Raw genomic sequence first — 24278 nt, 5'->3', positions numbered from 1 at the left:
TTTTCGCTGATAAAAAATATGTATCATAATTTTTCAAATTTCTACTAATAATATTATTTAATTAATATTATCTGAAAATATGTTGAAGGTGTATAAACTTACATTTGTACAGTCGGTCATAATTGGAAAATGGGTGAAAAGGAATGAAGAAAAGGTGAAAAAGAAAATTTACTTTAATCATGATGGCGGCGTCGATGATTTAATATCCTTATTTTTATTGCTAAAAATGGACACTGTTGAACTCACAGGTGTTTCAGTCATTCCAGCAGATTGTTATTTAGAACCAGCGATGTTTGCAAGCCGTAAAATTATTGATCGCTTTGGTAAAGGTGGCCTTGCTGTAGCAGAGTCAAATTCTCGTGGTAAAAATCCTTTTCCAAAAGATTGGCGTATGCATGCGTTTTATGTTGATGCCCTGCCGATTTTAAATGAATCTGGAAAAGTTGTAACACCGGTGGCGGACAAACCTGCACATCTTCATTTAATAGAAACGATTCGTGCAACTGAAGAAAAAACAACCTTATTATTCACAGGACCGCTTACCGATCTTGCCCGTGCATTAGATGAAGACCCTGGAATCGAAGAGAAAGTTGAACGACTTGTTTGGATGGGGGGGACATTTCGTGAAGCAGGAAATGTGCATGAGCCTGAACATGATGGAACAGCGGAATGGAATGTGTTTTGGGACCCTGAAGCAGCCGCTCGTGTATGGGACACCAGCATAGAAATTGATTTAGTTGCGCTTGAAAGTACAAATCAAGTACCGCTGACTTTAGACGTGCGTGAGCGTTGGGCTAAAGAACGCAAATACCTGGGTGTTGATTTTCTTGGCCAATGTTATGCGATGGTCCCGCCACTTGTTCACTTTACAACGAACTCTACGTACTACTTGTGGGATGTGTTAACGACCGCATTTGTTGGCAATAGTGATCTTGTGAAAGTACAAACGATTACCAGCATTGTACACACAGACGGCCCAAGCCAAGGCCGCACAGTTGAAACCGCTGATGGACGGCCTGTGAATGTTGTTTATGATGTGGATCGTGATGCGTTCTTTGATTATATGACTGAATTAGCAAAAAAGTAATAGAGGGGACTTCTAAATGTTAGAAAAAAAACGGGTTATTATTGATACCGATACAGCTGGCGATGATACGATCGCCATATTAACCGCGCTTCATTATTTCCAAGTAGAAGGCATTATGATCACTGGCGGCAATGTGCAATTTGATCAGCAGGTTGAAAATGCTCTTTATACCATTCAAGTAGCTGGAAAGAGTGGACAAGTTCCCGTTTACAAAGGACATGAGCGTCCATTAATGGGACTTGGTAAAAATGAGCATCGTACAGTTGAAGATGTACATGGTAAAGATGGAATGGGGGATTCGTTTTTTGAAAAAGCGGTCCAATCTCCTGCAGAAGGACATGCAGTAGATTTTCTTATTGAAACTATTCACAACAACCCTGGAAAGATCCATTTATTAGCGATTGCACCGCTGACGAATATTGCGATGGCGATTAAAAAGGATCCGACTGTCGTTCCGAAGATTCCTCATCTATACATTATGGGTGGAACAAATAATGCGTTAGGGAATATTACTCCGAGCGCTGAATACAATTTCTTCGTTGATCCTGAAGCAGCGAAAATTGTACTTCATTCAGGTATCCCAATGACAATGGTTGGCTGGGAAATGTGCACTCAATATTCAATTATGGACGATAACGATCATCATGACATTGAATCTTTAACGACAGCTGGTTCGCAATTTTTTAAAGATGTCAATAAAGTTGTGATGAAATTTAATAAAAGTGTTCACAAATTAAATGGCACAACACATCCAGATACATTACTGGCTGCTGTTGCAGCAAATGAAAAAATGATGACAAAATCAAATCTCTATCATGTAGATGTTGAAACAGCAGGTGAACTAACAAGAGGTTACAGTCTTGTAGATGTTAATAATCGTTTGGAACGTACAAAAAATGTTCGAGTTTGTGAAGAAATTGATCGGAACACATTTAAAGAGATGCTAATCGAGGTGCTGCGTTCGATAGTGTAAGAAGGGAGAGGGCAGTTCCAAGTCTTCTCATTTTTATAACCTATGCCATTCGATAACGAAAGAAAGGACAAAGTATATGCAATTTGTTTGGGGAATTATAGGAATAACAGGGATTTTATTAATAGCCTTAGCCTTTTCTAAAAATCGTAAAGCCATTAATCCGAGAACCGTAATTGGCGCCTTTGCCATTCAGTTCGTTTTTGCTTTAATGGTATTGAAATGGGAATTTGGAAAAAAGATTCTCCAATCTGTTTCACTGATTGTCCAAGCCATAATTGACTCTACTAATGCTGGAATTCAATTCTTGTTTGGAGGGGTGCTAGGTGCGGAAAATGCAGGTTTTACTTTTGCCTTTCAAGTATTACCTATTATCATTTTCTTTTCTTCACTCATTTCAGTTCTTTACTATTTAGGAGTCATGCAGTGGGCAACTAAGATCATTGGCGGGTTTTTAGCAAAAGCGCTAAAAACAAGTGAAACTGAATCTATGTCAGCGGCTGCGAACATTTTTTTAGGGCCGACGGAAGCCCCGCTAGTCATCAAACCTTATATCGAAAATATGACAAAATCGGAGCTATTTGCTGTGATGGCAGGAGGACTCGCATGTGTCTCTGGTGCAGTTCTAGGTGGATACGCAATGCTCGGTGTTCCTTTAGACTACTTGCTGGCTGCTGCTTTTATGGGAGCTCCGGGTGGATTGTTATTAGCTAAGATTATCACTCCAGAAACAGAAGGCCAAAATAGGGTTGAGCGTATTCAGATGATAAAAGACACTGAGTCAAGGAATGTCATTGATGCAGCTGCTCGTGGAGCGGCAGATGGCTTGAAAATTGCTGCAGGTGTTGGAGCGCTGTTACTTGCGTTCATCTCCCTTATCTTTTTGCTTAATACGATTATTGGATCAATTGGCGGGATTTTTGGATTTGAAACGTTGACTCTAGAACAAATCCTAGGCTATATTTTTTCACCGATTGCATTCCTTATTGGTGTTCCATGGGATGAAGCACTGAAAGCCGGTTCGTTTATAGGCCAGAAATTTGTGTTAAACGAATTTGTAGCTTATACTGCTTTTGCTCCAGAGATTGCTAACCTGTCTCAAAAAAGTGTCGTTATCATTAGCTTTGCACTTTGCGGATTTGCTAATCTAGCTGCGATTGCTATGATCATCGGTGGATTAGGAGGAATTGCACCTTCAAGAAGACAAGATATTGCAGAGATGGGTTTACGAGCAATCGTTGCGGCAACATTAGCTAATCTATTAAGTGCAGCGATTGCTGGTATGCTCATTTAGACAGGAGATTCCCCTGTCTTTTTTATATCCAGAGGACAAAATGAAAACTTTATAAGGATATTCCGCATTTTGTGAGTCGATCTTATTATGAGAACAGACGGCTAAACTAAAAGAACAACAACATTCCGCTGACTGCAGGAGTTGCCACCATGGCTGTTTTTAAAATGGCCTTTGGCACAAGGTTCGTGAATTTAGCTCCAATGTAGGCGCCGAGCATGGTGCCGATTAGTACTTGTACTAATAAAGTAACGTCTAGGAATCCTTCTGTTGTAAAGCCGATGCCGCCTCCTATGGCGATAGGGACGATCACGAGCATAGTGGTTCCGACCGAATGGCGGATGGACAGTCCTAAAAAGGTGAGTAGTCCCAACTGGATAAAAGGAGCTGATCCGATCCCGAATGTGCCGGAGAGAATCCCTGTTATGATGCCTAATAGGGCTGCTTTGATAATGAAAGCAGGTTGGGTAAATGATTGTTCTGCTTCTTGTTTGTTTTTTAAGAAAAACAAACGAAAGACTAATAGGAGAGCGGAAAGAACCAACATGCTTCCTGTTAAGTAATGCATATCGTTTGTTGGGATCATGGAAGAGATCTTTGATCCAGCAAAAGAACCTAATGCTCCAAATACTCCGACTAATAATCCAGTCTTTAGAGCGATATTTCCTTCTTTATAATGGCTGATTGTTCCTGACAAGGTTGTAAAAGCCATGGCTGTTAAAGAAGTAGCTAATGCGATATGGATAGGAATTTTAAAGAGCAGGGTTAAAATCGCAATGATAAATCCGGCACCGCCTGCTCCGATGAATCCAACAATGGCTCCTAAAGCCAGCATGGTAAGTATAATCGTCATTGATGTCACTCCATCTAATTAAGAATGTGATAATGAATGTCTACAGACCATTGTAACATGATCGTATCATCTGATTTTAAAAGAAGGCTCTGTTCATGATGATTGTTTAATGGAGTGAGACTCCTGCGGCAATTAACAAGGGGACAAGGCCTGATCATACACAAATTATTGAAAGAGCAAATAAGAGTCGTCTTCTAAGTTGAAAACATATAACTAATCATCGCTTAGACAGCTTATTATGTTGAATTATTAAAAAATTTAAAATTATTTGTCAATTATTAGGGACAAATACAATTTTGTATGATAATCTAAAGATACAGTAAAATAAAATGAAATTCACTAGGGGTGCCTGATGGCTGAGAGAAGGAAACAATGTTTCCTCGACCCTCTGAACCTGCTCTGGTTAGTACCAGCGAAGGGAAGTGATGTTGTTGAACGTTAATCCTATTTGGTTAATTGCGGAAGACAGGATCACTTTAAAGTGACCTGTCTTTTTTTGTTGAAAGAGTGGTCATTATCATTGCATATAAGGAGGAAGATTTATGAAAGGTCTAAGGTTTGGTCTGGAATGGTATTTGAATCCGAACCATCTTCCGTTTTTAGTAGGAATCGATAAAGGGTGGTTTGCGGAAGTGAATTTAGAGGTTGAGATGATAGAACCCGCAGAGCATTTTGATGCAATGGACGAGATTTACAAAGGAAGGATGGAGCTGGCTGTTACTGAGCCGCTTCACTTAGTACAAGACCGGCTGCAAAATCATGATGTGATCGGATTTTCTAGGTATTTGCAGTCAGATAGTGGTGTCATGTTTTTGAAAAACAAGGGGATTACAAGGCCGAGAGATATGATTGGCAAGAGACTAACTTACCCGAGCGCTCCTGGACCAACGGGATTGGCTTTTATTAAATCGTTAATCGAGGCGGATGGCGGACAATGTGATGTGCATGATTTAATTCCTGTCAACAAAGGGTTTTATCATACAGATGCTTTAATTAATGATGAAGCGGATATCGCTTTTTCTGTACAACAGCACCATGAATTAATCGAGGCGCAGGAACGCGGGTATGAGCCAGGATTTTTCTCGTTAAAGGAATGGGGGCTTCCTGCGGGAGGGAATTTAATTTTAATTACGTCGAGAGAAGTTCTAAGTAAACAATATCAAGAGATTAACAGATTTACAGGGGTGTTGAAAAGAAGCAATGAATTCATCGGAAACCACCCTGAGGAAGCGAAAGAGATCTATTATCAATTCAAGAAAAAGGACCCGAATGACACAGTCGAAGCAGCGATTATGGATGCTGCGTTACATTGTTTTACAGCTGATTTTTCTATGTCATTGGATTATTTCGATCATTTACAGAAGTGGCTGAAGGAAGTAAAACTGACTGATTCGCTGGTAGATCCTAACGAATATTGGACAAACGAGCTAGTGTTAGAAACATCTAAAGGAGGAAGAAATCATGGAAATTAAAGATCAGGTAGTGTTGGTAACAGGAGCAAGCAGAGGATTAGGGGCAGAAATTGCTAAAGCGTTTGGGCGTGAAGGGGCGCGTGTCATTGTTAACTACTATCAAAGTGAACAGAAAGCGCAGGAAGTGGCACAGAGTATTGGTGATCATGCGATTGCTGTTCAAGCGGATATTACGGATAAAGAACAGGTTCAGAACATGTTTGGCCAGGCGGAACAACATTTTGGACAAGCCGTGACGACAGTTGTTAACAATGCTCTTGTTAACTTTAAGTTTGATGCTGTGAATAAGAAAGATGCGAAAACGATTGCTTGGGAAGATTATGACACACAGTTAGAAGGAAGTGTGAAGGCCTCTTTACATACAACACAGGCTGCTCATGAAGGAATGTCTCGATTGAAGTTTGGAAGAATCATAAACATTGGAACGAACTTAGTACAAAATCCTGTGGTTCCGTATCATGACTACAATACAGGAAAAGCAGCGTTAATCGGGTTTACGAGAAGTATGGCGCGCGAACTTGGTGTAAATGGCATTACCGTAAATATGGTTTCGGGAGGATTGCTGCAAACGACAGATGCCAGCGCTTCGACACCTGATGAAGTATTCGAGCTGATTAAGGAAAGTACGCCGTTACAACGGGTAACTACTCCTGGAGAATTAGCGGACGCCGTTCTGTTTTTCGCGTCACCATGGAGCCGCGCTGTTACGGGGCAAAACTTAGTCGTTGACGGCGGGTTAGTTATGGATTAATAAACAGGACAATTTTCCAGAACGGCTGCTCTCGGCTGTAGATAGGGAACCGATACGAATGTCAGGGAGGGTGAAAAGATATGCAAAAGAAATCATTAACGATAAGAGAAGTGATTTTAACAATCATTATTGCGATCCTATTTGGGGCTGTTTATAAAGTGTGGGGAACTGTTTATACGGCTTCAAGTGCGGTCGTCCCATTTTTAGGCCAAATTGTTTATCCGATGTGGTTTGTGGCAGGCATCGTAGCGGCTTATATCATTAGAAAACCAGGCGTTGCTTTTCTGGCAGAATTTGCTGCTGCTTCAGGCGAGCTTTTATCAGGAAGTCAATTTGGGCTGCCTGTATTGGTAAGTGGGTTTTTACAAGGGATAGGGGCAGAGCTTGTCTTTGCTGCCTTTAGATACAAGCGCTGGGATCTCTCTGTGGTTTTGTTAGCCTCTTTAGCTGCTTGTGCCGGGAGCTTGCTCGGAGATTATGCGATTCGCGGATTTGGTGCAAAAACGTTGTTTATTCAGGTAACAACGATCTTTTTCCGGGCGCTGGGTTCGATTGTCGTTTGCGGGTTATTTAGCAAATGGCTGTCCGACAAATTAGCGAAAACAGGCTCGTTAAATAACTATGAAATTGTTTATTCAAACCAAAAAGTCTGGGGGAATAAATAATGGAGCCGTCTTATCTTGGCTGCAGTGATTTATATGTTCAGTTCTATGAACGTACTGAACCGACCCTTACTAACGTGAACTTATCAATAAAAGAAGGAGAAAAGGTGTTACTTCTGGGTCCCAGCGGATCCGGAAAGAGCACCTTGCTTCAGGTTCTTTCTCGTTTGATCCCAAATACCATTTTTGCTCATATGAAAGGGGAAGTATGGGGACCTGCACAAAAAGGTGTCTTATTTCAAGATCCAGACAGTCAATTTTGTATGCTAAAGGTAGATGAAGAAATCGCGTTTAGTTTAGAAAACAGGGGAATTCCGCCAATTCATATGCCCGAAATGATACAAACAGTAAAAGAACAGGTAGGTCTTGGTGATTTAGAAGGGGAGACGCCTATTCACTCCCTTTCAGGAGGGATGAAGCAGAGGCTGGCATTGGCAACGATCTTGGCATTGGAACCAGACGTATTGTTTTTGGATGAGCCCACTTCTCAGCTCGATCCGATTGGAACAAAAGAAGTGATTGATATACTAAAACAGCTCAATGAAAATCAGACGATGATATTGATCGAGCATAAATTGGAAGGGGTGTTAGAGTGGATCGATCGTGTCATTCTTTTTAATGATCGGGGCGAAGTGGCTGCTGATGGCGATCCACACGTTATATATAAAGAGTACGAGCAGCTTATTGAACAGTATGGAATATGGAAACCGCGTCTATGGCCTTCCACATGGGAGCAGTTGTTAAGGGAAGAGAATTTAGACATAATAAATCGCTGGAAAAGGAAGACGCGGATAGAAAAGCAGTCACATGTCCAGCCGTTAGTGACGGTAACCGACGGAGCCCTTCGTTTGGGCAATAACACGGTGTGGTCAAACGTAAATGTAGAAATTAATAAAGGTGACTGGGTAGCTGTGATGGGACCGAATGGTTCTGGAAAAAGTTCTTTTTTGAAAACCATTATGGGGCTCTGTACGTTGAAAGAAGGCTTCGTTAATTATCACTTTCCTTTTCATTCACAGAAAAAAGCAATCAGACCGGAAGTATTGTCGAAGAGCATTGGCTTTGTGTTTCAAAACCCTGAGCATCAATTCGTTACGGATTCTGTTGAGGATGAAATTTCGTTCGTTGGTAAAGTAGAAGGATGGTCTGAAAAGAAAACGATGGAGCGAACGGAGCAGTTAATTGAAGAATTTAGTCTGTCCCATTTACGGAAAGCCAATCCATATACGCTGTCAACTGGACAGCAGCGCCGTTTAAGTGTAGCCAGTATGTTATTAAAAAAGCATGAAGTATTGCTGCTGGATGAGCCGGCTTTTGGTCAGGATGCAAGAATGACAGATGAATTAGCCAAACGAATAAATACCCTTAATGAACAAGAAACAACGATCGTTATGACTACGCACGATGTAGAGTTTGCTTATCAATATGCAAACAAACTGATCATCTTTGCTGAAGGCGGACTTTTATTCGCAGGCTCTCCGGAAGAATTGTTCTCCAACTCACCGTTATTAAAACGAGCCAAATTGCATGAGCCTCTTTACATTGAATATGTAAAACGAAAGAGGATCCCCGAAGAAAAGGGTGTGGTCTTTTCATGATACTAATAGGGAGAAGTCGTTTTTTATCGCAGATCAATCCGTCCATTAAGCTCATTTTTCACTTGCTTATGATGACGATCATATCGATCATCAGTGATCCGCTGACAACATTTTTGTGTATGCTTATTCCAGCAATGATTACTTTTGCTTTTATTAAAATTCCATTTAAACATATGGTGATGTATGTTCTTTTGCCTTTTTTTGTTCTTTTTATATTAAGTGTTTGGAGCATTTTCGCATTTGGCAAGGGGGAAACGGTCTGGTTTTCATGGGGATGGTTTCACTTCACAAAGGAAGGGCTTTTAAACGGATTAACTATTGGATTTCGCACACTAGGCTATTTATTTTATGGCCTTATTTTTGTATTAACAACGGATGTAACAGAATTTGTTTTAAGTTTAATGCAGCAATTGAAGATGAAACCAAAATGGGCATACTCCATTTTAGCAGGTGTCCGTTTTATTCCGATATTCAAGGCAGAATTTGAACAAATTCGTGCAGCACATCGAATAAGAGGTGTTCACCGTGTAGGGGGATTAGGCGGTAAAGTTAGGTCAATGATTCGTTTCACGATTCCGCTTCTCTCACAAGGAATTCGTAAAGCTGAACGTGTAGCCATCGCACTAGAAGCACGGAATTTTGATGGATCTTGGAATCGTACATTTTATCACAAAATAGAATCAGGAAAGATAGACGTACTTTACGGTTTACTATTAATTGCTCTGCATGTAGCGATTATTTTCTTATCGCTTCATTTCGGCTTCATACAATGGGGAATTCTCATGTAAAATGAAGTTCAAGTGTAACGAGTGGTCAACCACTTGGTAAAAAAGTAGGGAAGGATGAAAATAATGCTGCAAACATTCACCTTAAAAACGAATCAACGTGATCAAATGATTGATGTGACACATCATGTGGACGATTTCGTTAGAGAACAGGGCATAAAGGAAGGGGCTGTGATCGTTTATTGCCCTCATACAACAGCCGGGATTACGATTAATGAAAATGCTGATCCGGATGTGAAGCGTGATATGATCCGGCGCTTTGATGAAGTCTATCCGTGGGAGCATGAGCTGGACCGCCATGCGGAAGGCAATACGGCAGCACATATGAAAGCAAGTACAGTGGGAACGTCGCAGCATGTGATTATCACAGACGGGCGTTTGCTTCTAGGGACGTGGCAGGGAATTTACTTTTGTGAATTTGATGGGCCGCGCACTCGTACGTTTTATGTGAAGGTTTTATAAAAGACAAAGGGTCAGATCTCACCTTGAATGGTGTGGGATCTGACCCTCTGCTTTGCAGTCTAGTTAGGTTTCTTTATCCTTATCTTTCTTCCGTTCTTCCTCTTGTTTCTTCTGCAGGGCCAGCAAAATGTCTTCCATGTCTGTTTTGCCATCGCCGTTTAAATCGGAGAGGAGCTGTTCGATGCCGGCGGTTGGGTCAGGTTCGGCAGCGGCTGCTTTCGCCTGCTTTGGTTTCAGGGCGAAGGTGAAGACCATTAGGCCGATGATGAGCAGTCCGGCCGCGCCGTCAATGGTGTAGAACAGTGTTTGATAGTCGGACCACAGGATTTTACTGTCATCGACTTTCTTTTCAGCGTTAGAAATGTAGTATTTGATTTTTGGATGGTTCGGGAAGATCCGCTGGACAGCTTCGAATTTTTCTAACGCATTTTTGTAATAGCCGCCCCAATAGAGGGTTAATCCTTCTTTGAACAGTTTATCTGTCTGGCTTCTCGTATTGGTGGCCCCAGCTTGATTCACAAATTCTTTTACGGTATTGATCGGTACAGCGAAGTTAAATCCTTGCACTTCTTGGCCGTTTACCGTATCTCCTCTAAAGGTTAATAGACCAATGATTTCTCCTTTTTCATTAATGACCGGCCCGCCGCTATTTCCATGTGTGGCCGCTGCATCTAATTGAATGACCGGGCTTCCTTGTTCTGTTTTTTTGGATGTAGCCGAAATTTGTCCGTCGGTCATCGAAGATTCTAAGGAGGAATCAGGCGATAACAAGTCAGACTCAGCTGCTGCCGGGTATCCGAGCACCCAAATATTATCTTGGTCGGCAATATCCTCTGAGTTTCCAAGAGGTAACGTAGGCAGGTTCTTTCCTTCAATTTTCAGAACGGCAGCATCTTTTCCTTGATTAATAGGGGCACCGTAGCTTTTTACTTCACCGTCGAGAACATCCCCGCCAGGCAGAACGACCTTCAACTCTTTCGTGACTTGTGTGTACTGAGTGTTAGCGATCATATAGATGTAGGCTTCTTGATAGCTTACTTCGAAATATTGGGCAACGATCGCGACGAGATGTTCAAAAGCAGCATTAGCGAGCTCTTCTTCACTCATCTTAGCGCCTTCCACTACATGAGCGTTCGTGATGATGTAGCCATCAGGACTAATAATGGCTCCTGATCCAGATCCTCCAATGACCGTTTGATAATTTAGTTCTTTGAGGAGAGCATCCATTTCAGGAAAGTAAGCGTTAAACTGCCATTCCACAATCGCATAGTCAACAATACGCACGACTGCCGGCTTCGAGTACTCAGATAGCTTTCGGGCTTGAGAAACGTGGGATGTGTCTGGCTTAATGTTTAATAAAAAGACGGACGCGACCATCACAGCAATGAGCAAAATACTAATCGGTACGGTAAAAAGAGCTCTCTTTTTCAGCGCACTCACCTCTTGGTAGGTAATCAGAATTTTGAATCTCATACAATATACTCACATGGAGCCCAAAAGGAATGTTGTACCACTAAATAAAATGAAACTTCTATCAGTGGGAGCTTCATCCCCACTGATAGTTAGTTGAATGGATCGGGCGTTTACTGGCAGTTGATCCCCCGCACCTATATTTTTTTAAGGGGACCTTACTGCCAGTTAATGCGGGATAAAATGAAACTTCTATCAGTGGGAGCTTCATCCCCACTGATAGAATAAGGAACTCAGGCTAAGAGCGCCACTTCCTGTGGCAACACCTGAGTAACCAACGTCCTGTTGTCCCGAACGGATCGGGCGTTTACTGGCAGTTGATCCCCCGCACCTATATTTTTTTAAGGGGGCCTTACTGCCGGTTAATGCGAGATAAAATGAAATTTGCTTCGTTTTTGATGATCGATAAGTAAAAAGTTTTAAAACAACTTCGTCTTCCGACAAAATAACAGGGCATATGACATGGGCGATATGATATAAGTAAAGGAAGTGATTTTGATACTATTAGAAAACTTATCAAATAAAAAGGATATATCATTACATAACGGTGGTGTGTGTTGTTGAAGGTTAATAGATTAGTAGTTATATCTTTGTTTTGTTCGAGTGTGGCTTTTACGATAGCTTGTACAAATGAACAATTGAGCAGCATCATTCAAACGAAAGAGCCGGCGAATGAGGAGAGGGTTGTAGCTGCGGAACAAGAAGAGCCGGTAGATTCTGTTCAGGCTGCAAGTATTCCAGAAGAACCATTTTTGAAAGTGGAGCCGGCAGGGGATGCGATCATTTCTTCTGAATTGCTGCCAAACGGGCCATTGCATGAATTATCCTCTGTACATACTTTCCCTAAGGTATATACGGAAATGGAGGGGGTCCTCACGTTTCGCGGGGGGCATTGGAGAAACTCCCCAAGTTATGGCGGAGTGAAAACGAACCCGATTTCTCTGGAACCAATGTGGTCATTTACTACACGTCTAAGTCCTAGATGGGGAGGGGGCGCTGGATGGACAGGGCAGCCGGCCATTGTGAAGTGGGATGACGATGTGCAAGAAATGATGAACATTAAGGATGAATTTAAAAACAAGGAAGACTTTACAGAAGTGATTTATGCGAGCCTTGATGGAAACATCTATTTCTTTGACCTTGAATCGGGTCAGCCGTCGAGAGAGCCGATTCCTATACATAATCCGATCAAAGGAAGTGTCTCTATTGACCCGCGCGGCTACCCGCTTCTTTATACAGGCCAGGGCATCCCGCAGCAAGGGGACATTGGCTTTCGGATTTTTAGTTTAATCGATGGAAAACTGCTGCACTTTATTCCGGGAATTGAAGCGGATGCTTATCGGCTATGGGGAGCATTTGATGGTTCGGCACTTGTGAACCGGGAAACGGATACGCTAATCATCGGGGGAGAAAACGGATTATTTTATAATATTAAGTTAAATACCGTTTTTAATAAGGAAGAAAAAAGCATTAGTATTGCTCCTGAAACGATCAAATATCGTTATAAAGTGACGGGGAATGAACATCAAGGGATTGAAAACTCCGTGGCTGTCTATAAAAATCTTGCTTTCTTCGCTGATAATGGCGGGAGTGTACAAGGGATCGATATAATGACCATGAAACCGATCTGGGCGCTGCCAGGAACAGATGACACGGACGCATCGATCGTTATTGATGAAGAAGAACAAGTGCCTGTCCTCTATACTGGAACAGAAGTAGACAAATTAAGAGGAAGCAATAGTCATTCGCTTATAAGGAAAATCAATGGCATTACCGGAGAAGTCATGTGGACGAAGGAATACGCGGCCTTTTATCACGAAAGCGTCAACGGAGGCATGCTTGCTACACCGGTTATCGGGAAAAATGAAATCAAAGACTTGGCCATTTTCACCGTTGCCCGGCATAAGAAGATCGACGCCGGCTTGATGGTAGCGCTGGACAAAGCAACTGGACAAGAAGTGTGGCGCTGGGAAATGCCCTGCTACACATGGTCTTCACCCGTTGCCGTATACGATCAAGATGGACGGGCGTACCTGATCCAATCGGATTCAGCCGGTACGATATATTTGCTAAATGGAAAAACAGGAGAAATCATCAATCAGCTGAACTTAGGAGCGAATATTGAAGCATCCCCAGCTGTTTTCAACGACTCCATCGTCGTTGCCACTAGAGGCGGAAAGATCTTTGGAGTGAAAATTAAATAGGTAATGAAGCTGACTCGGTTCTCTTAGAGTCGGCTTTTTTTGGGGAGTTCGTCCGCAAATCGGTGGTGTCCGCCAGAAAGTGAAAAGAACTTCTCCTATCCTCATCACATATAGTGGTATAAACAGGAAAAGAGGAGTGTTAAGCATCGATCTGTTACTTATGCTGATCATGGCAACGGTTATTGGCGCGATTGGAAGTGCTCTTGTAGACGGAGATATGCCAGGCGGAATAATCGGGGCAATGGTTGCTGGATTTGTTGGAGCATGGTTGGGAAGTCAACTATTCGGTGTCTGGGGGCCGGTTTTCGCTGGATTTGCCATTGTACCCGCCATTATTGGAGCAGCCGCATTTGTGTTTGTGCTTCGTCTTCTCGTTAAGAGGCGATGAAAGGCTCCTCTCTAAAAATAAAAAAGAGAAAAGCATTATGGAAACACTTCTCTCTTTTACTTTATTTTCTAAAAAAGGAGTCTGTTACTTTTTCGTGAACATAGAGATGAATGGGCTGATTTGACTTTGAATTTTATAGAGTTGCTGCGCAGTGCCCATAATTTTCTCAATATCTAGATTCCCATTAGAGTTTTGAAACAAGGACATGACATTCGCTGTAGCTGAGGTTTGTGGGCCGCGTGCCGGCCTGCGCGGTGGAAAAGGACGATATGGGCGCATTGGTTGTCTTCTTGGTCCCAAAGGAAACATACATTTAACACCTCTCTTTTTGATCCATACTATATAGTATTCACTTCACGGTTTTCAGAGAGGATGTATGTCCTAAACTATTAAATTTTAGCAAAAGTGATAGAAACATGTATTTAAGCTATTAGATAAAATAAGCATTAGGGGTGGGGATATGAGTGTTGTTCGAACGGATGAGTGGTTACTCGATTCCTATCATCAGCCGCTTGACATATGCGAAAAGATCAAGGGTCACTTTCATGGAGCTTCACCTGCCGGAATCCATCGACACTTAACCAAGTATGGAATGTATCAACGCCCGATCAAGGAAGGATCTAGGCTTGTAGAAGAGTTAAAGAACAAGCACGTATGGGAAGTAGTGGAAAAAGAAGAGCGGCAGCTGCAAAGAATATGGAGAGGTCCAGATGTTCCTATCTTTATTTTGCCTACACAGACAAATGATCGAGGGATGAAACGTGAACATGAAGGAAAAGCAGGTGTAGCTTTTCACGATAAGATATTTTTATTCATCTCCGGACATGACACGGAAAGTGAAATAAGAGCACTGCTCACTCATGAATATAACCACGTTTGCCGGTTATCACAATATCGAAAAAGTGAAGAAGACTATGTATTGCTGGATACTATGATCATGGAAGGGCTAGCCGAAAATGCCGTTCGTGAAAGAATAGGCGAAGACTATGTGTCTTCATGGACATCGTACTATTCGAATGAAGAGCTAGAAAGAATATGGAAAACCATCATGCTTCCAAATACAAATATGGCAAGAACCCACCGTAAACATGACAGCCTGCTTTATGGAAGGGGCTTCTATCCAAAAATGGCCGGGTATTGTGTCGGGTATTATTTGGTAAAAAACTATATGGAAGAAAGCAGGCTCACGTGTAAGGATCTAATGAATGAACGGCAGGTGTTGAATGAGAGCTTATAAATGGAGGGTTCTATCCAAACTGAATTCCCGGTTAGCCGCTTGTCAGACGCTATAGGATGGATTGAATCGGGTACTGGATGTACTCGGTTTTTTTGTTTAATTATGTTAAATTTGTAAAGAAGGCAGGTGGTGGTGTTGGAGATCGGTTTTTGGATCATTATTATTTTTACATTGCTTTATGAACCAGTTATTGGTTATTTTGATTTTCAGAGGTTTAAGAAAAATGTCAGATTAAAGGAAGATGTAAGAATTAAATACTATATCAATACTATGGTCGGATTATGGATACCGACTATCTTCATTTTGCTTATCATCATTTTTACTGATCTGACTTTGAAGCAAGTTGGAGTGAACATGCCAGCAATAAATACAAATGTACTTGGTTCAGCAGTAACATATGTCGGATTTGGGATAGCGCTGCTTTATTTTTTAATTATTTTGTACTATGCGATTGGTTATCATGTTAGTGAAAAAATCAGAAGCCAGTTAACAAAGGCAAAAGAGCAAGAGTTAAGAAACATCGAGTTTTCTGCCATATTACCTATATCTAAGAAAGAGAAAAAGCTGTGGAATTACGTTTCATTCACTGCAGGTGTGACGGAAGAGATTATTTATAGAGGGTTTCTTATTTTTGCTTTAGCGTACTTATTTCCGAGTGTATCCATTTGGGCGGTTATACTCATTTCTTCGCTATTATTCGGGCTTGCCCATACGTATCAAGGGGCTGTAAAAGGAGTGTTAAGAACAGCCGTTGTTGGATGTTTGTTCGCTATTCTTTATATCGGATTAGGATCAATTTTGCCGCTCATCGCTTTCCACTTTTTGATAGATTATGTTGTTAAATTAGGGGATGTAGATCCGATAAATTATAATAAATAATAAAAACTGGTAGTGAATGGTGATTATATGGGGAATTTTATTCAAAACTTAGAAGCATCTTTGCACAAAGGGTTTATTGATCAGAATTATAGTCAATTTGGAAGTTATAAGCCTCAATTATTAGTAAATAATGCGAAGAAAAATGAAAATGTTTTAATGTCCTTGTTAGAGGAGCTCGAGTATAGCAAGTCGTTTATTTTTTCCGTTGCTTTTATTACGGAAAGCGGTCTTGCTACGTTAAAGTCTCACTTCTTAGATTTGAAACGGAAAGGGATTAAAGGGCGTATCTTAACGTCTACGTTTTTGAATTTCAATCAACCGAAAGTATTTAAAGAGTTGATGAAAATTACAAATGTGGAAGTGAGGTTGACCAGTGTAAAAGGGTTTCATTCGAAGGGGTATATTTTTGATCATGACACGCACTATTCACTGATTGTTGGGAGTTCTAATTTAACAGCTCATGCGCTAAAGGTCAATTATGAATGGAATGTGAAGCTCACGTCGCATGAAAATGGGGAGATTGTTCATCATTTTCGAAATCAATTTGAAGATGTATGGGAAAACTCTCAGCCATTGACGGAACAATGGATTGAAGACTATGAAAAAACGCATGTGCCATTTGTTAACCCTCAAGCAGGGAATCAAGTAGTCGAATTACCAGTTCCATATACGACGAATCCTGTGAAAGAGTCTATTGAGATTAAGCCGAATAAAATGCAACAAGCAGCCTTGCGAGAAATTCAAGAAGTAAGGGAAGCGGGAAGGGATAAAGGATTAATTATTTCAGCAACAGGAACAGGGAAAACGTATCTGTCTGCGTTTGATGTGAGACGATTTGCGCCGAAACGCATGCTGTTTATCGTGCATCGGGAGCAAATCTTAAATAAAGCAAAGTCTGATTTTCAGCGGGTGCTTGGCGGGATAGATGAAGAGTTTGGTACATTAACGGGAACGAATAAACAAAAGGATGCCAAATATTTATTTGCGACGATCCAAACGATTTCCAAGATAGAAACACTGCAACAGTTCGATCCAGATGAATTCGATTACATTTTAATTGACGAAGTGCATAAAGCTGGTGCTCAGTCGTATCGAAGAGTCATCAACTATTTTAAACCGCAATTTTTAATGGGGATGACAGCTACACCTGAACGAACAGACGACGTCAATATATATGAGCTGTTTGACTACAATATTGCGTACGAAATTCGCTTACAGGAAGCATTGGAAGAGGATATGCTTTGTCCTTTTCACTATTTTGGTGTGACCGATCTTGAGTACAACGGAGAAAGTATCGATGATGCGACTGTTTTATCCAAGCTCGTCACTGAGGAACGCATCAACCATTTAATTGAAAAAATTCATTACTACGGTTTTTACGGTAAGGAAGTAAGAGGACTCATCTTTTGCAGCAGAAAAGAAGAAGCACGAGAATTATCTGTGAGATTAAATGAAAAAGGCTTCCGGACAGTGGCGTTAACGGGGGATGATTCTCAAGAGGAAAGAGCACGCTGTGTAAAAGAATTAGAAGACGGGCTTCTCGATTATATATTAACGGTGGATATTTTTAATGAAGGGATCGATATACCGAGCATCAATCAAGTCATTATGTTAAGACAGACACAATCGAGTATTGTTTTTATTCAGCAGCTTGGAAGAGGACTTCGCAAGCATGGTTCTAAACAATTCGTCACGATCATCGATTTCATCGGCAATTATAAAAATAACTATTTAATTCCTATAGCTCTTTCAGGAGATAAATCACAAAACAAAGACAACATCCGGCGGCGAACGAAGGATACGAGTTATATTAAAGGTGTTTCTACGGTGAACTTTGAAGAGATCGCAAAGAAAAAAATCTTTCAAGCTATTAATAGCAGTAACTTGACTGCGATAAAGGTGTTAAAAGAAGCCTTCGTTGAGTTGAAAAACAGAATTGGCCGAGCTCCCTATTTATATGATTTTGTGTTGCATCGCTCGATTGATCCAGTCGTGATAGTGGAGCGGAAATCGAGTCCGACTAGGAACTATCATCAATTTTTATTAAAAATGAAAGAGGATGTTCCTGCCTTGACAGATTACGAGGACAACGTGCTGGCAATGCTGTCATTGGAAATATTGAACGGCAAGCGGAAGCATGAGGCTCTTTTGATAGAGATGCTGTTGCACAAAGAGAAAGTCGCGAGTGAGGAGTATACCGATTATTTACTCAGCTCAAACTGCCGGGCGGATGAGGATACGATTGCTTCTGTTCAACGTATATTCGACTTGTCGTTCTTTACGGAGAGTGAAAGAACAAGCTACGGGGGAGAGCCGATCATTCTTTTGCATGAAGACAATAGTTATCGGTTGAACGAAACTATCCGGAATAGTCTAAGCTCCAATCCATACTTTGAAAAATTAGTAATAGATGTTGTGCAGAGTGCAAAGGAAAAAAGCAAGATGTATACTTGCAGCGAGCCGTTCACTTTGTATGAAAAGTACACGAGGAAGGATGCGTGTAGGCTTTTAAATTGGGAGAACAATGAGCAATCTACAATATACGGCTACAAAACGAAACATGGTACATGCCCGATATTTATTACGTACCACAAAGATGAGGAAGTAGAGTCAAGCGTTAATTACGGCGATGAATTTCTTAGTCAGGATGTGCTTAAATGGTACACGACAAATAAAAGAACGTTGGAATCAAGAGAAGTTCAAACGATCATTCAAGCAGAAGAAAACAACGTGGATATTCATATCTTTGTAAAAAAGGATAACGATGAAGGTAAAGGATTTTACTATCTTGGAAAAGCCCTTCCTGATAAAGACAGCGTGGAGCAAACGAAAATGGAGGATCAGAGTGCGGTCGTACGCATGAATATGGTGATGGAGCATTCGATTGACAGTCAACTTTATCACTATATTAGGAATGGAACAGAAGGATGAAAAAGCGGAATGACATGGCGGTGATGTCATTCCGTACTACTAAGTCTACTCAATCTAACAACTTCTCAATTGTAGGAATATCAGCGGGTGCCCAAGCTAACGAGCGCAGCTCTTGAAGGGGCACCCATTTGATTTCTGCGTGTTCTTTCGCTTTTGGGGTTCCTTCTATAATGGTTGTGCGGTATGTAAGTAAATTAACAATGATCGTTGGATATTCGTGAACGATATCTTCAATCAATTCATGAACTTCGATCGTACATCCTAGTTCCTCTTGAATTTCTCTCACTAATGATTCTTGGGGTGTTTCCCCTGCTTCCACTTTACCTCCTGCAAATTCCCACAAGTTCGGCAGGGACATGTCTGGTGAACGCAAGGCGCAAAGTACGTTCTTTTGTTCATCGATGCATACAGCTGCAACGACTTTGATCGTTTTTTTCATAAGAGAATTCTCCTTCCCTAAGGTAAGTTCACTGTTTTTCATCCTTATTTAATCTATCATACGTTCAAAGGGAAGGAAATGATTGGGTGAGCCCAGTTAATGAATACTCTGCTTTGACATGAAACCAAATGGTGTTATATGATTAGAAATGAAACTCAATGGTGTTATATTTTTAAAATGGAGGAGATCGTAATGGAAACAAATAATCATGAGATGGTGCCAGATATTAAGCAAACGGCTATTTTTAAAGCTCCTATTCAAAAAGTGTGGGAGACTGTATCTACTTCGGAAGGCCTCGCTTCTTGGTTTATGCCCAATGACTTTGAGCTGAAAGAGGGGCATGACTTTCATTTGCAATCTCCTTTTGGCCCCTCTCCATGCAAAGTGTTAGAAATTGATCCGCCTCATCGGCTTTCATTTGCATGGGATACAGATGGCTGGGTCATTTCGTTTATTTTAAAAGAGCTGGGCGATCAGACAGAGTTTACGGTTGTTCATAGCGGATGGAAAGGGACGGATGCGGTTATTTCAAAAGCAGCTGAGAAGAGTTCGGTGATTCGCGACAGAATGAACGGCGGCTGGGAGTCACTTGTAAATGTTAAGCTGCGCAAAGCTGTTGAGGAATAATGTCATCATCAGCCGAGAAATATGATGTCTTTCAAGCGATTGCTGATCCGACCCGCAGAGAGGTGCTTCGTCTGCTTGCTGAAAAAGAATTATCCATTTCAAATATAACCTTGCATTTTCCAATGAGCCGCACAGCCATTGTCAAACATCTTCATATTCTTTCAGAAGCAAAGCTGGTCAGCGGACGGAAAGAAGGAAGGGAAAAGCTTTATCGACTGCAGCCGGAACCATTAGAGGAATTGAAACAATGGCTCTCTTTTTATGAACAATTTTGGAGTAATAAATTGTCTATGCTTAGATACGTTGTTGAAGAGGAGAAGGGAAAATAAATCAACAGGGGAGCTGACCTTAAAAACGACTTTTTAAGGTCAGTCTTTTCCCTAGATTTTTTTGCAAAGTTTAAACGATTATTTTTCACTGAGTAGATTGTAGTGGAAGGCGCGAAGACTCCTGCGGGGAAAGCGAAGCGCCTGGAACGGAAATCAACGGACAAGTGTAAAGAATCATATAAAAAAGGCTGTCCCAAAAATATAACTTTAGGGTCAGCCTTTTTTATATGATTGATATATTAACGAATTCTTTATTAACTAAAAAGATTGATCGTAGCAAGGATAATCGGGATACCAAATACGTCAATTAAAAAGGCTCCAACGATTGGGACGATTAAGAAAGCTTTTCGAGATGGACCGAATTTATTTACGATGGCGGACATATTGGCGATGGCGTTCGGCGTGGCTCCGAGTCCATGGCCGGTAAAGCCAGCGACCATAACGGCGGCATCATAATCTTTCCCGAGCAGTCTAAATAGTACAAAGGTGCTAAATAGAGCAATGAACAATACTTGAACGAGAACAATAATTACTAAAGGAAGGGCAAGGTTGGCGATTTCCCATAGTTTAATGCTCATTAATGCCATCGATAAGAAAATACCTAATGTAATATCGCCGATGAGGGAAATGCTTTTCATCTGGATGATATTTTTATCAAATTGGTCAACAACGTTCCGTACGATCACAGCAACAAACATTGCGCCCACATAACCAGGTAAGGCAAATCCGGTCAGGCTCGTAAATAAGGTTCCGAGATAATCTCCTAAGGCCATACAAAAAGTGATAATAAATACTTGAACCATAAACGATTGGGATGTAATAGATGTACCTGGTTCGTCATCTAACACCGAAGAATCCATGCTGACTTCTGTTTCATTTGGTTTTAAATCATATTTATTGACTAAATATTTGACAACTGGTCCGCCGACTAAGCCGCCTGCGACAAGTCCGAGCGTGGCGGCTGCCAGTCCAATAGAAAGAGCTGAATTGACTCCCATTTCTTCAAGCGTTGTTCCGAATGCTGTCGCGGCACCGTGGCCGCCTTCCATTGAAACGGAGCCAACCATGACGCCAATCAATGGATCGAGATTAAGCAATTTGGCAAGAGATACACCAATAACATTTTGCATAAGAGCTAAAAAGCCGCATGCTAGCCAATAGATGACGAGTAATTTACCTCCAAGCTTGATTAAGCTGAAGCTGGCTCCTAAACCGATGGTCGTAAAGAACGTCAGCATAAAGAGTCCTTGTAAGGAAGTGTCTAAACTAATCTCTAGGATGTTCAAGCTTTTTAGTATAGTTGCAATGACGGCAAATAAAAGACCGCCAACTACAGGAGCTGGTATACAAAATCTGTCTAGAAAGGTTAGTTTTTTATTTAAAAACGTCCCAATCATAAATACGGCAATGGCTAAAAAGATGGTTGTAATCTGGTTGATTTCTAGTGTCATGTATGTTCCCCTTTTAAGCTTTATTCTTGTTGAATGGATTCATGATGTCTGCTAAAAAGTAAGCTGTTTAGCCGAACCGATTTGTCTCTTTCATCGTACGTTCGGTTCACTTCTAAAATATGAAAACTTAGCATATTTTCTTTTGCTGGTGTGCATTTGAGTAATGCTTTTACTGTTTTAGAGTCTCATCCTGTTAAGCTTTATTCTTGTTGAATTGATTCATCACTTCCGCTAAATAGTAAGCTGCGAGGCGAACCGTTCTGTCGTCTTGGTCGTACGTTGGATTTACTTCTGAAATATCAAAGCTCAGCATATTTTCTTTTGCTGCTGTGTATTTCAGTAATGTTTTTACTGTTTTCGGATCTAACCCAAACGGAGAAGGCGCGCTGACTCCTGGTGCCGCATAAGCAATAATAGAATCCGTGCATAAAGTTAAAATGATGTAGTCGTGATCTTTTGAAAATTGATCAATCGCTCCAAATGTTTCTTGGAAATTGTTTGCGGTTACATCTTCTTCGTAAATGTAGCGGCAGCCTAATCTGTCGGCAGTGTTAAAGAGTGATTTCGTATTTCCGAATTCCTGAATGCCTATGCACAAATAGCCGGCATTTGAATCTTGCTCAAGAATTTGTCTGAACATCGTTCCTGAAGAAGGAATTGGATCGTCCCGCATATCGAAGTGAGCATCGATATTAATAATGCCAAGCTTCGCATCAGGGCCGATGTATTGTCTTGCACCTAAATAATGCCCATATAATGTTTCATGTCCGCCGCCTAAAATGATAGGAGTGCAAGAATGGCTATATAGCTCGTTCAGGTGGCTGCCAAGCTGTTCCTGTGCTTTTTCAAGCTCTCCATTTTCACATGAGATATTGCCTGTATCTACTACTTTTTTATCAATGTTATAAGGGAGACTAGATAAAAACTGTCTAATCTTATTAGGTGCTAAAGCCGCTCCTAACCGACCTTTATTGCGTCTTACTCCTTCTTCGCATTCAAAACCAACGATCCCAAAAGCGCTTTCATTTCCTGTTAAATTTTTGACGTCTGTTATTGTAATGGCTTGATGGAAACGAAAAGAATCGGGATTATCCTCGCTGTCAATTCTTCCGCTCCAATATTTTTTATCGGATAAAGCGTACATGAATATCACCCCATATGTTATGTTCTCTGCAAATTTTGAAATTATTCAACCTTCCACTATTATAAGAGGGAACCTTATATAATGGCTAATATATAAATTGTATATTACGATAGCTTTTATCTATAGAAGGGAGAAAAAATGGACATACGGCATCTGCATTATTTCATCACTTTGGCAGAACAAACAACGTTTACCCAGGCAGCTTTTGTCCTGCATATATCGCAGCCGTCTTTGAGCGCCACGATCAAAAAGCTAGAAAATGAATTAGGACTGATTTTATTAGATCGCAGCAGCAGGGAGATACGATTGACAAGAGAGGGAGAAATATTATATCACGAAGCCAAAAAGTTAGTAGATCATTTCGGGTATGTGTGGGAAGAAATGAGGAGGGTGAAAGAACAAGGTCCGCCAGAGCTTTCTGTTGGATTAATAGAATCGACGAAGCACTGGATTCCTAAAATATTGTCCCGTTTTAAAATGGAATATAAAGATGTGCGCATCAAATTAATGGACGTATTGAGCTTGGAGGATGTCGAGAAGGCATTGAGCAATTTTGAAATTCATCTTGCTATCACGAACCAGTATACGGATAGTGAAGAAATTGAAATGATCCCAATATATGAAGAAAAGTTGATCGCTCTTCTTCCGGAGGACCATCTTTTAAAAGATCATGCGTATCTCACAGTCCGCGATTTAGAAGGGGAGGCACTCATCATATGCAAAGAAGGTTTTCAAACCCGCACAGATACTTTAAATACCTTTCGAACAGCAGAGATCAGGCCGAACATACAATTTGAAATTGAACGGTTTGAAATGGCATGCAGGCTTGTTGAAGAAGGGCTGGGGATTACAGTGCTTCCAGAAAACTACGTAAAATATTCAATAAAGCCGAACTTTCTTATGAAGCCAATAGAAGATTCAAACCTATCTAGAACCGTTTACTTGGCATTTGATAAGAACAGGTATCTGCCTCCTTTAGTCCTTGATTTTATTTCGTTAGTGAAGGAATTTTTTGATCACCGTGCTCGTCCCCTTACGTAGCATATCTATAAATAAAGGTATTAAAAGAGAGGCTATGTTAAACACCTCTGTTGATTTCCATTACAGGCGCTTGCTTTCTGTGGGGGATTCCCTGGACACGCTTTTCTCGCAGGAATCTCTCGCACCTTCCGCTCCAATCAACAAAGGGGAAAACTAATAACATAGCCCAAAAAGCTGGTCCGTTTAACTGCTGACCAGTTTTTTTTG

The 24278-nt window shown here is 41.0% G+C and carries 23 protein-coding genes and 1 riboswitch; of the genes, 17 read left to right on the top strand and 6 right to left on the bottom strand.

All coding sequences use genetic code 11. The features are described 5' to 3' along the window. Window positions 1-154 precede the first annotated feature (154 nt). The 3 genes from QYG89_RS06465 to QYG89_RS06455 all read left to right on the top strand — a co-directional run bounded on the left by QYG89_RS06465 (window position 155) and on the right by QYG89_RS06455 (window position 3351). A complete protein-coding gene (locus QYG89_RS06465; protein ID WP_404315796.1) occupies window positions 155-1087 on the top strand; it encodes a nucleoside hydrolase in 933 nt (310 codons plus the stop codon). Window positions 1088-1103: 16 nt separating this feature from the next. Next, window positions 1104-2060 (top strand): nucleoside hydrolase, encoded by a 957-nt coding sequence (locus tag QYG89_RS06460; protein WP_404315794.1) that lies wholly within the window; start codon window positions 1104-1106, stop codon window positions 2058-2060. 76 nt (window positions 2061-2136) lie between these two features. After that, the gene (locus QYG89_RS06455; protein ID WP_404315792.1) at window positions 2137-3351 is read left to right on the top strand and encodes a NupC/NupG family nucleoside CNT transporter; all 1215 of its coding nucleotides are present in this window, start codon (window positions 2137-2139) and stop codon (window positions 3349-3351) included. Window positions 3352-3457: 106 nt separating this feature from the next. Here QYG89_RS06455 and QYG89_RS06450 read toward each other — a convergent pair whose 3' ends face one another. Then, window positions 3458-4201 (bottom strand): sulfite exporter TauE/SafE family protein, encoded by a 744-nt coding sequence (locus QYG89_RS06450; RefSeq protein ID WP_404315790.1) that lies wholly within the window; start codon window positions 4199-4201, stop codon window positions 3458-3460. Window positions 4202-4532: 331 nt separating this feature from the next. After that, window positions 4533-4639: riboswitch (TPP riboswitch) on the top strand. Window positions 4640-4743: 104 nt separating this feature from the next. Between QYG89_RS06450 and QYG89_RS06445 the strand changes: the two genes are divergently transcribed. The 6 genes from QYG89_RS06445 to QYG89_RS06420 all read left to right on the top strand — a co-directional run bounded on the left by QYG89_RS06445 (window position 4744) and on the right by QYG89_RS06420 (window position 9931). Then, window positions 4744-5673 carry an ABC transporter substrate-binding protein gene (locus tag QYG89_RS06445; protein WP_404315788.1) on the top strand — a complete coding sequence of 310 codons (930 nt, stop codon included), beginning with the start codon at window positions 4744-4746 and terminating at the stop codon, window positions 5671-5673. Further along, on the top strand, window positions 5663-6424 hold the full coding sequence (locus tag QYG89_RS06440; RefSeq protein WP_404315786.1) for a 3-oxoacyl-ACP reductase: 762 nt from the start codon (window positions 5663-5665) through the stop codon (window positions 6422-6424). Before QYG89_RS06445 ends, QYG89_RS06440 begins: the two co-directional genes overlap by 11 nt. 80 nt (window positions 6425-6504) lie before the next feature. Then, window positions 6505-7089, top strand: a complete 585-nt coding sequence (locus QYG89_RS06435) for an ECF transporter S component (protein WP_404315784.1) — start codon at window positions 6505-6507, stop codon at window positions 7087-7089. Continuing rightward, entirely contained in the window at window positions 7089-8684 is a 1596-nt protein-coding gene (locus QYG89_RS06430) for an ABC transporter ATP-binding protein (RefSeq protein WP_404315782.1), read from the top strand. Before QYG89_RS06435 ends, QYG89_RS06430 begins: the two co-directional genes overlap by 1 nt. Continuing rightward, window positions 8681-9472 (top strand): energy-coupling factor transporter transmembrane component T family protein, encoded by a 792-nt coding sequence (locus QYG89_RS06425; protein ID WP_404315780.1) that lies wholly within the window; start codon window positions 8681-8683, stop codon window positions 9470-9472. The genes QYG89_RS06430 and QYG89_RS06425 overlap by 4 nt, the downstream gene beginning before the upstream one ends. Window positions 9473-9535: 63 nt before the next feature. Then, entirely contained in the window at window positions 9536-9931 is a 396-nt protein-coding gene (locus tag QYG89_RS06420) for a secondary thiamine-phosphate synthase enzyme YjbQ (RefSeq protein ID WP_404315778.1), read from the top strand. 63 nt (window positions 9932-9994) lie between these two features. On the opposite strand, the gene QYG89_RS06415 is transcribed toward QYG89_RS06420, so the two are convergent. Continuing rightward, window positions 9995-11404, bottom strand: coding sequence for a S1C family serine protease (locus QYG89_RS06415; protein WP_404315776.1), 1410 nt, complete (start codon window positions 11402-11404; stop codon window positions 9995-9997). 557 nt (window positions 11405-11961) lie between these two features. Between QYG89_RS06415 and QYG89_RS06410 the strand changes: the two genes are divergently transcribed. Together QYG89_RS06410 and QYG89_RS06405 are read left to right on the top strand one after the other, a co-directional pair. Next, a complete protein-coding gene (locus QYG89_RS06410) occupies window positions 11962-13605 on the top strand; it encodes an outer membrane protein assembly factor BamB family protein (protein ID WP_404315774.1) in 1644 nt (547 codons plus the stop codon). Between the two features lie 160 nt (window positions 13606-13765). Then, window positions 13766-13993 (top strand): GlsB/YeaQ/YmgE family stress response membrane protein, encoded by a 228-nt coding sequence (locus QYG89_RS06405; protein ID WP_404316192.1) that lies wholly within the window; start codon window positions 13766-13768, stop codon window positions 13991-13993. Window positions 13994-14077: 84 nt separating this feature from the next. On the opposite strand, the gene QYG89_RS06400 is transcribed toward QYG89_RS06405, so the two are convergent. Next, window positions 14078-14272: a YppG family protein gene (locus QYG89_RS06400; protein WP_404315772.1), complete on the bottom strand. Its 195-nt coding sequence runs from the start codon at window positions 14270-14272 to the stop codon at window positions 14078-14080. Window positions 14273-14453: 181 nt separating this feature from the next. On the opposite strand from QYG89_RS06400, the gene QYG89_RS06395 reads away from it, so the two are divergent. The 3 genes from QYG89_RS06395 (at window position 14454) to QYG89_RS06385 (ending at window position 19040) form a co-directional block, all read left to right on the top strand. After that, window positions 14454-15230, top strand: a complete 777-nt coding sequence (locus QYG89_RS06395; protein WP_404315770.1) for a DUF2268 domain-containing protein — start codon at window positions 14454-14456, stop codon at window positions 15228-15230. Between the two features lie 132 nt (window positions 15231-15362). Next, window positions 15363-16109 (top strand): CPBP family intramembrane glutamic endopeptidase, encoded by a 747-nt coding sequence (locus QYG89_RS06390; RefSeq protein WP_404316191.1) that lies wholly within the window; start codon window positions 15363-15365, stop codon window positions 16107-16109. A gap of 27 nt (window positions 16110-16136) precedes the next feature. Beyond that, the gene (locus tag QYG89_RS06385; protein ID WP_404315768.1) at window positions 16137-19040 is read left to right on the top strand and encodes a DUF3427 domain-containing protein; all 2904 of its coding nucleotides are present in this window, start codon (window positions 16137-16139) and stop codon (window positions 19038-19040) included. A 49-nt stretch (window positions 19041-19089) separates the two neighbouring features. On the opposite strand, the gene mutT is transcribed toward QYG89_RS06385, so the two are convergent. Continuing rightward, entirely contained in the window at window positions 19090-19479 is a 390-nt protein-coding gene (gene mutT, locus QYG89_RS06380) for an 8-oxo-dGTP diphosphatase MutT (RefSeq protein WP_404315766.1), read from the bottom strand. Window positions 19480-19671: 192 nt separating this feature from the next. Between mutT and QYG89_RS06375 the strand changes: the two genes are divergently transcribed. Together QYG89_RS06375 and QYG89_RS06370 are read left to right on the top strand one after the other, a co-directional pair. Next, complete coding sequence (locus QYG89_RS06375) at window positions 19672-20106, top strand: SRPBCC family protein (protein ID WP_404315764.1); 435 nt, start codon at window positions 19672-19674, stop codon at window positions 20104-20106. Next, on the top strand, window positions 20106-20435 hold the full coding sequence (locus QYG89_RS06370) for an ArsR/SmtB family transcription factor (RefSeq protein WP_404315762.1): 330 nt from the start codon (window positions 20106-20108) through the stop codon (window positions 20433-20435). The genes QYG89_RS06375 and QYG89_RS06370 overlap by 1 nt, the downstream gene beginning before the upstream one ends. Window positions 20436-20689: 254 nt before the next feature. On the opposite strand, the gene gltS is transcribed toward QYG89_RS06370, so the two are convergent. Next, window positions 20690-21886, bottom strand: a complete 1197-nt coding sequence (gltS, locus tag QYG89_RS06365; RefSeq protein WP_404315760.1) for a sodium/glutamate symporter — start codon at window positions 21884-21886, stop codon at window positions 20690-20692. 193 nt (window positions 21887-22079) lie between these two features. Further along, a complete protein-coding gene (gene hutG / locus QYG89_RS06360) occupies window positions 22080-23030 on the bottom strand; it encodes a formimidoylglutamase (protein ID WP_404315758.1) in 951 nt (316 codons plus the stop codon). 138 nt (window positions 23031-23168) lie between these two features. Between hutG and QYG89_RS06355 the strand changes: the two genes are divergently transcribed. Next, window positions 23169-24071: a LysR family transcriptional regulator gene (locus tag QYG89_RS06355; RefSeq protein ID WP_404315756.1), complete on the top strand. Its 903-nt coding sequence runs from the start codon at window positions 23169-23171 to the stop codon at window positions 24069-24071. Window positions 24072-24278: the final 207 nt, after the last annotated feature.

Source organism: Bacillus lumedeiriae, from assembly GCF_044891285.1.
Taxonomy (GTDB): Bacteria; Bacillota; Bacilli; order Bacillales; family Domibacillaceae; genus Pseudobacillus; species Pseudobacillus lumedeiriae.
This window is presented reverse-complemented; position numbering and strand designations above follow the sequence as displayed.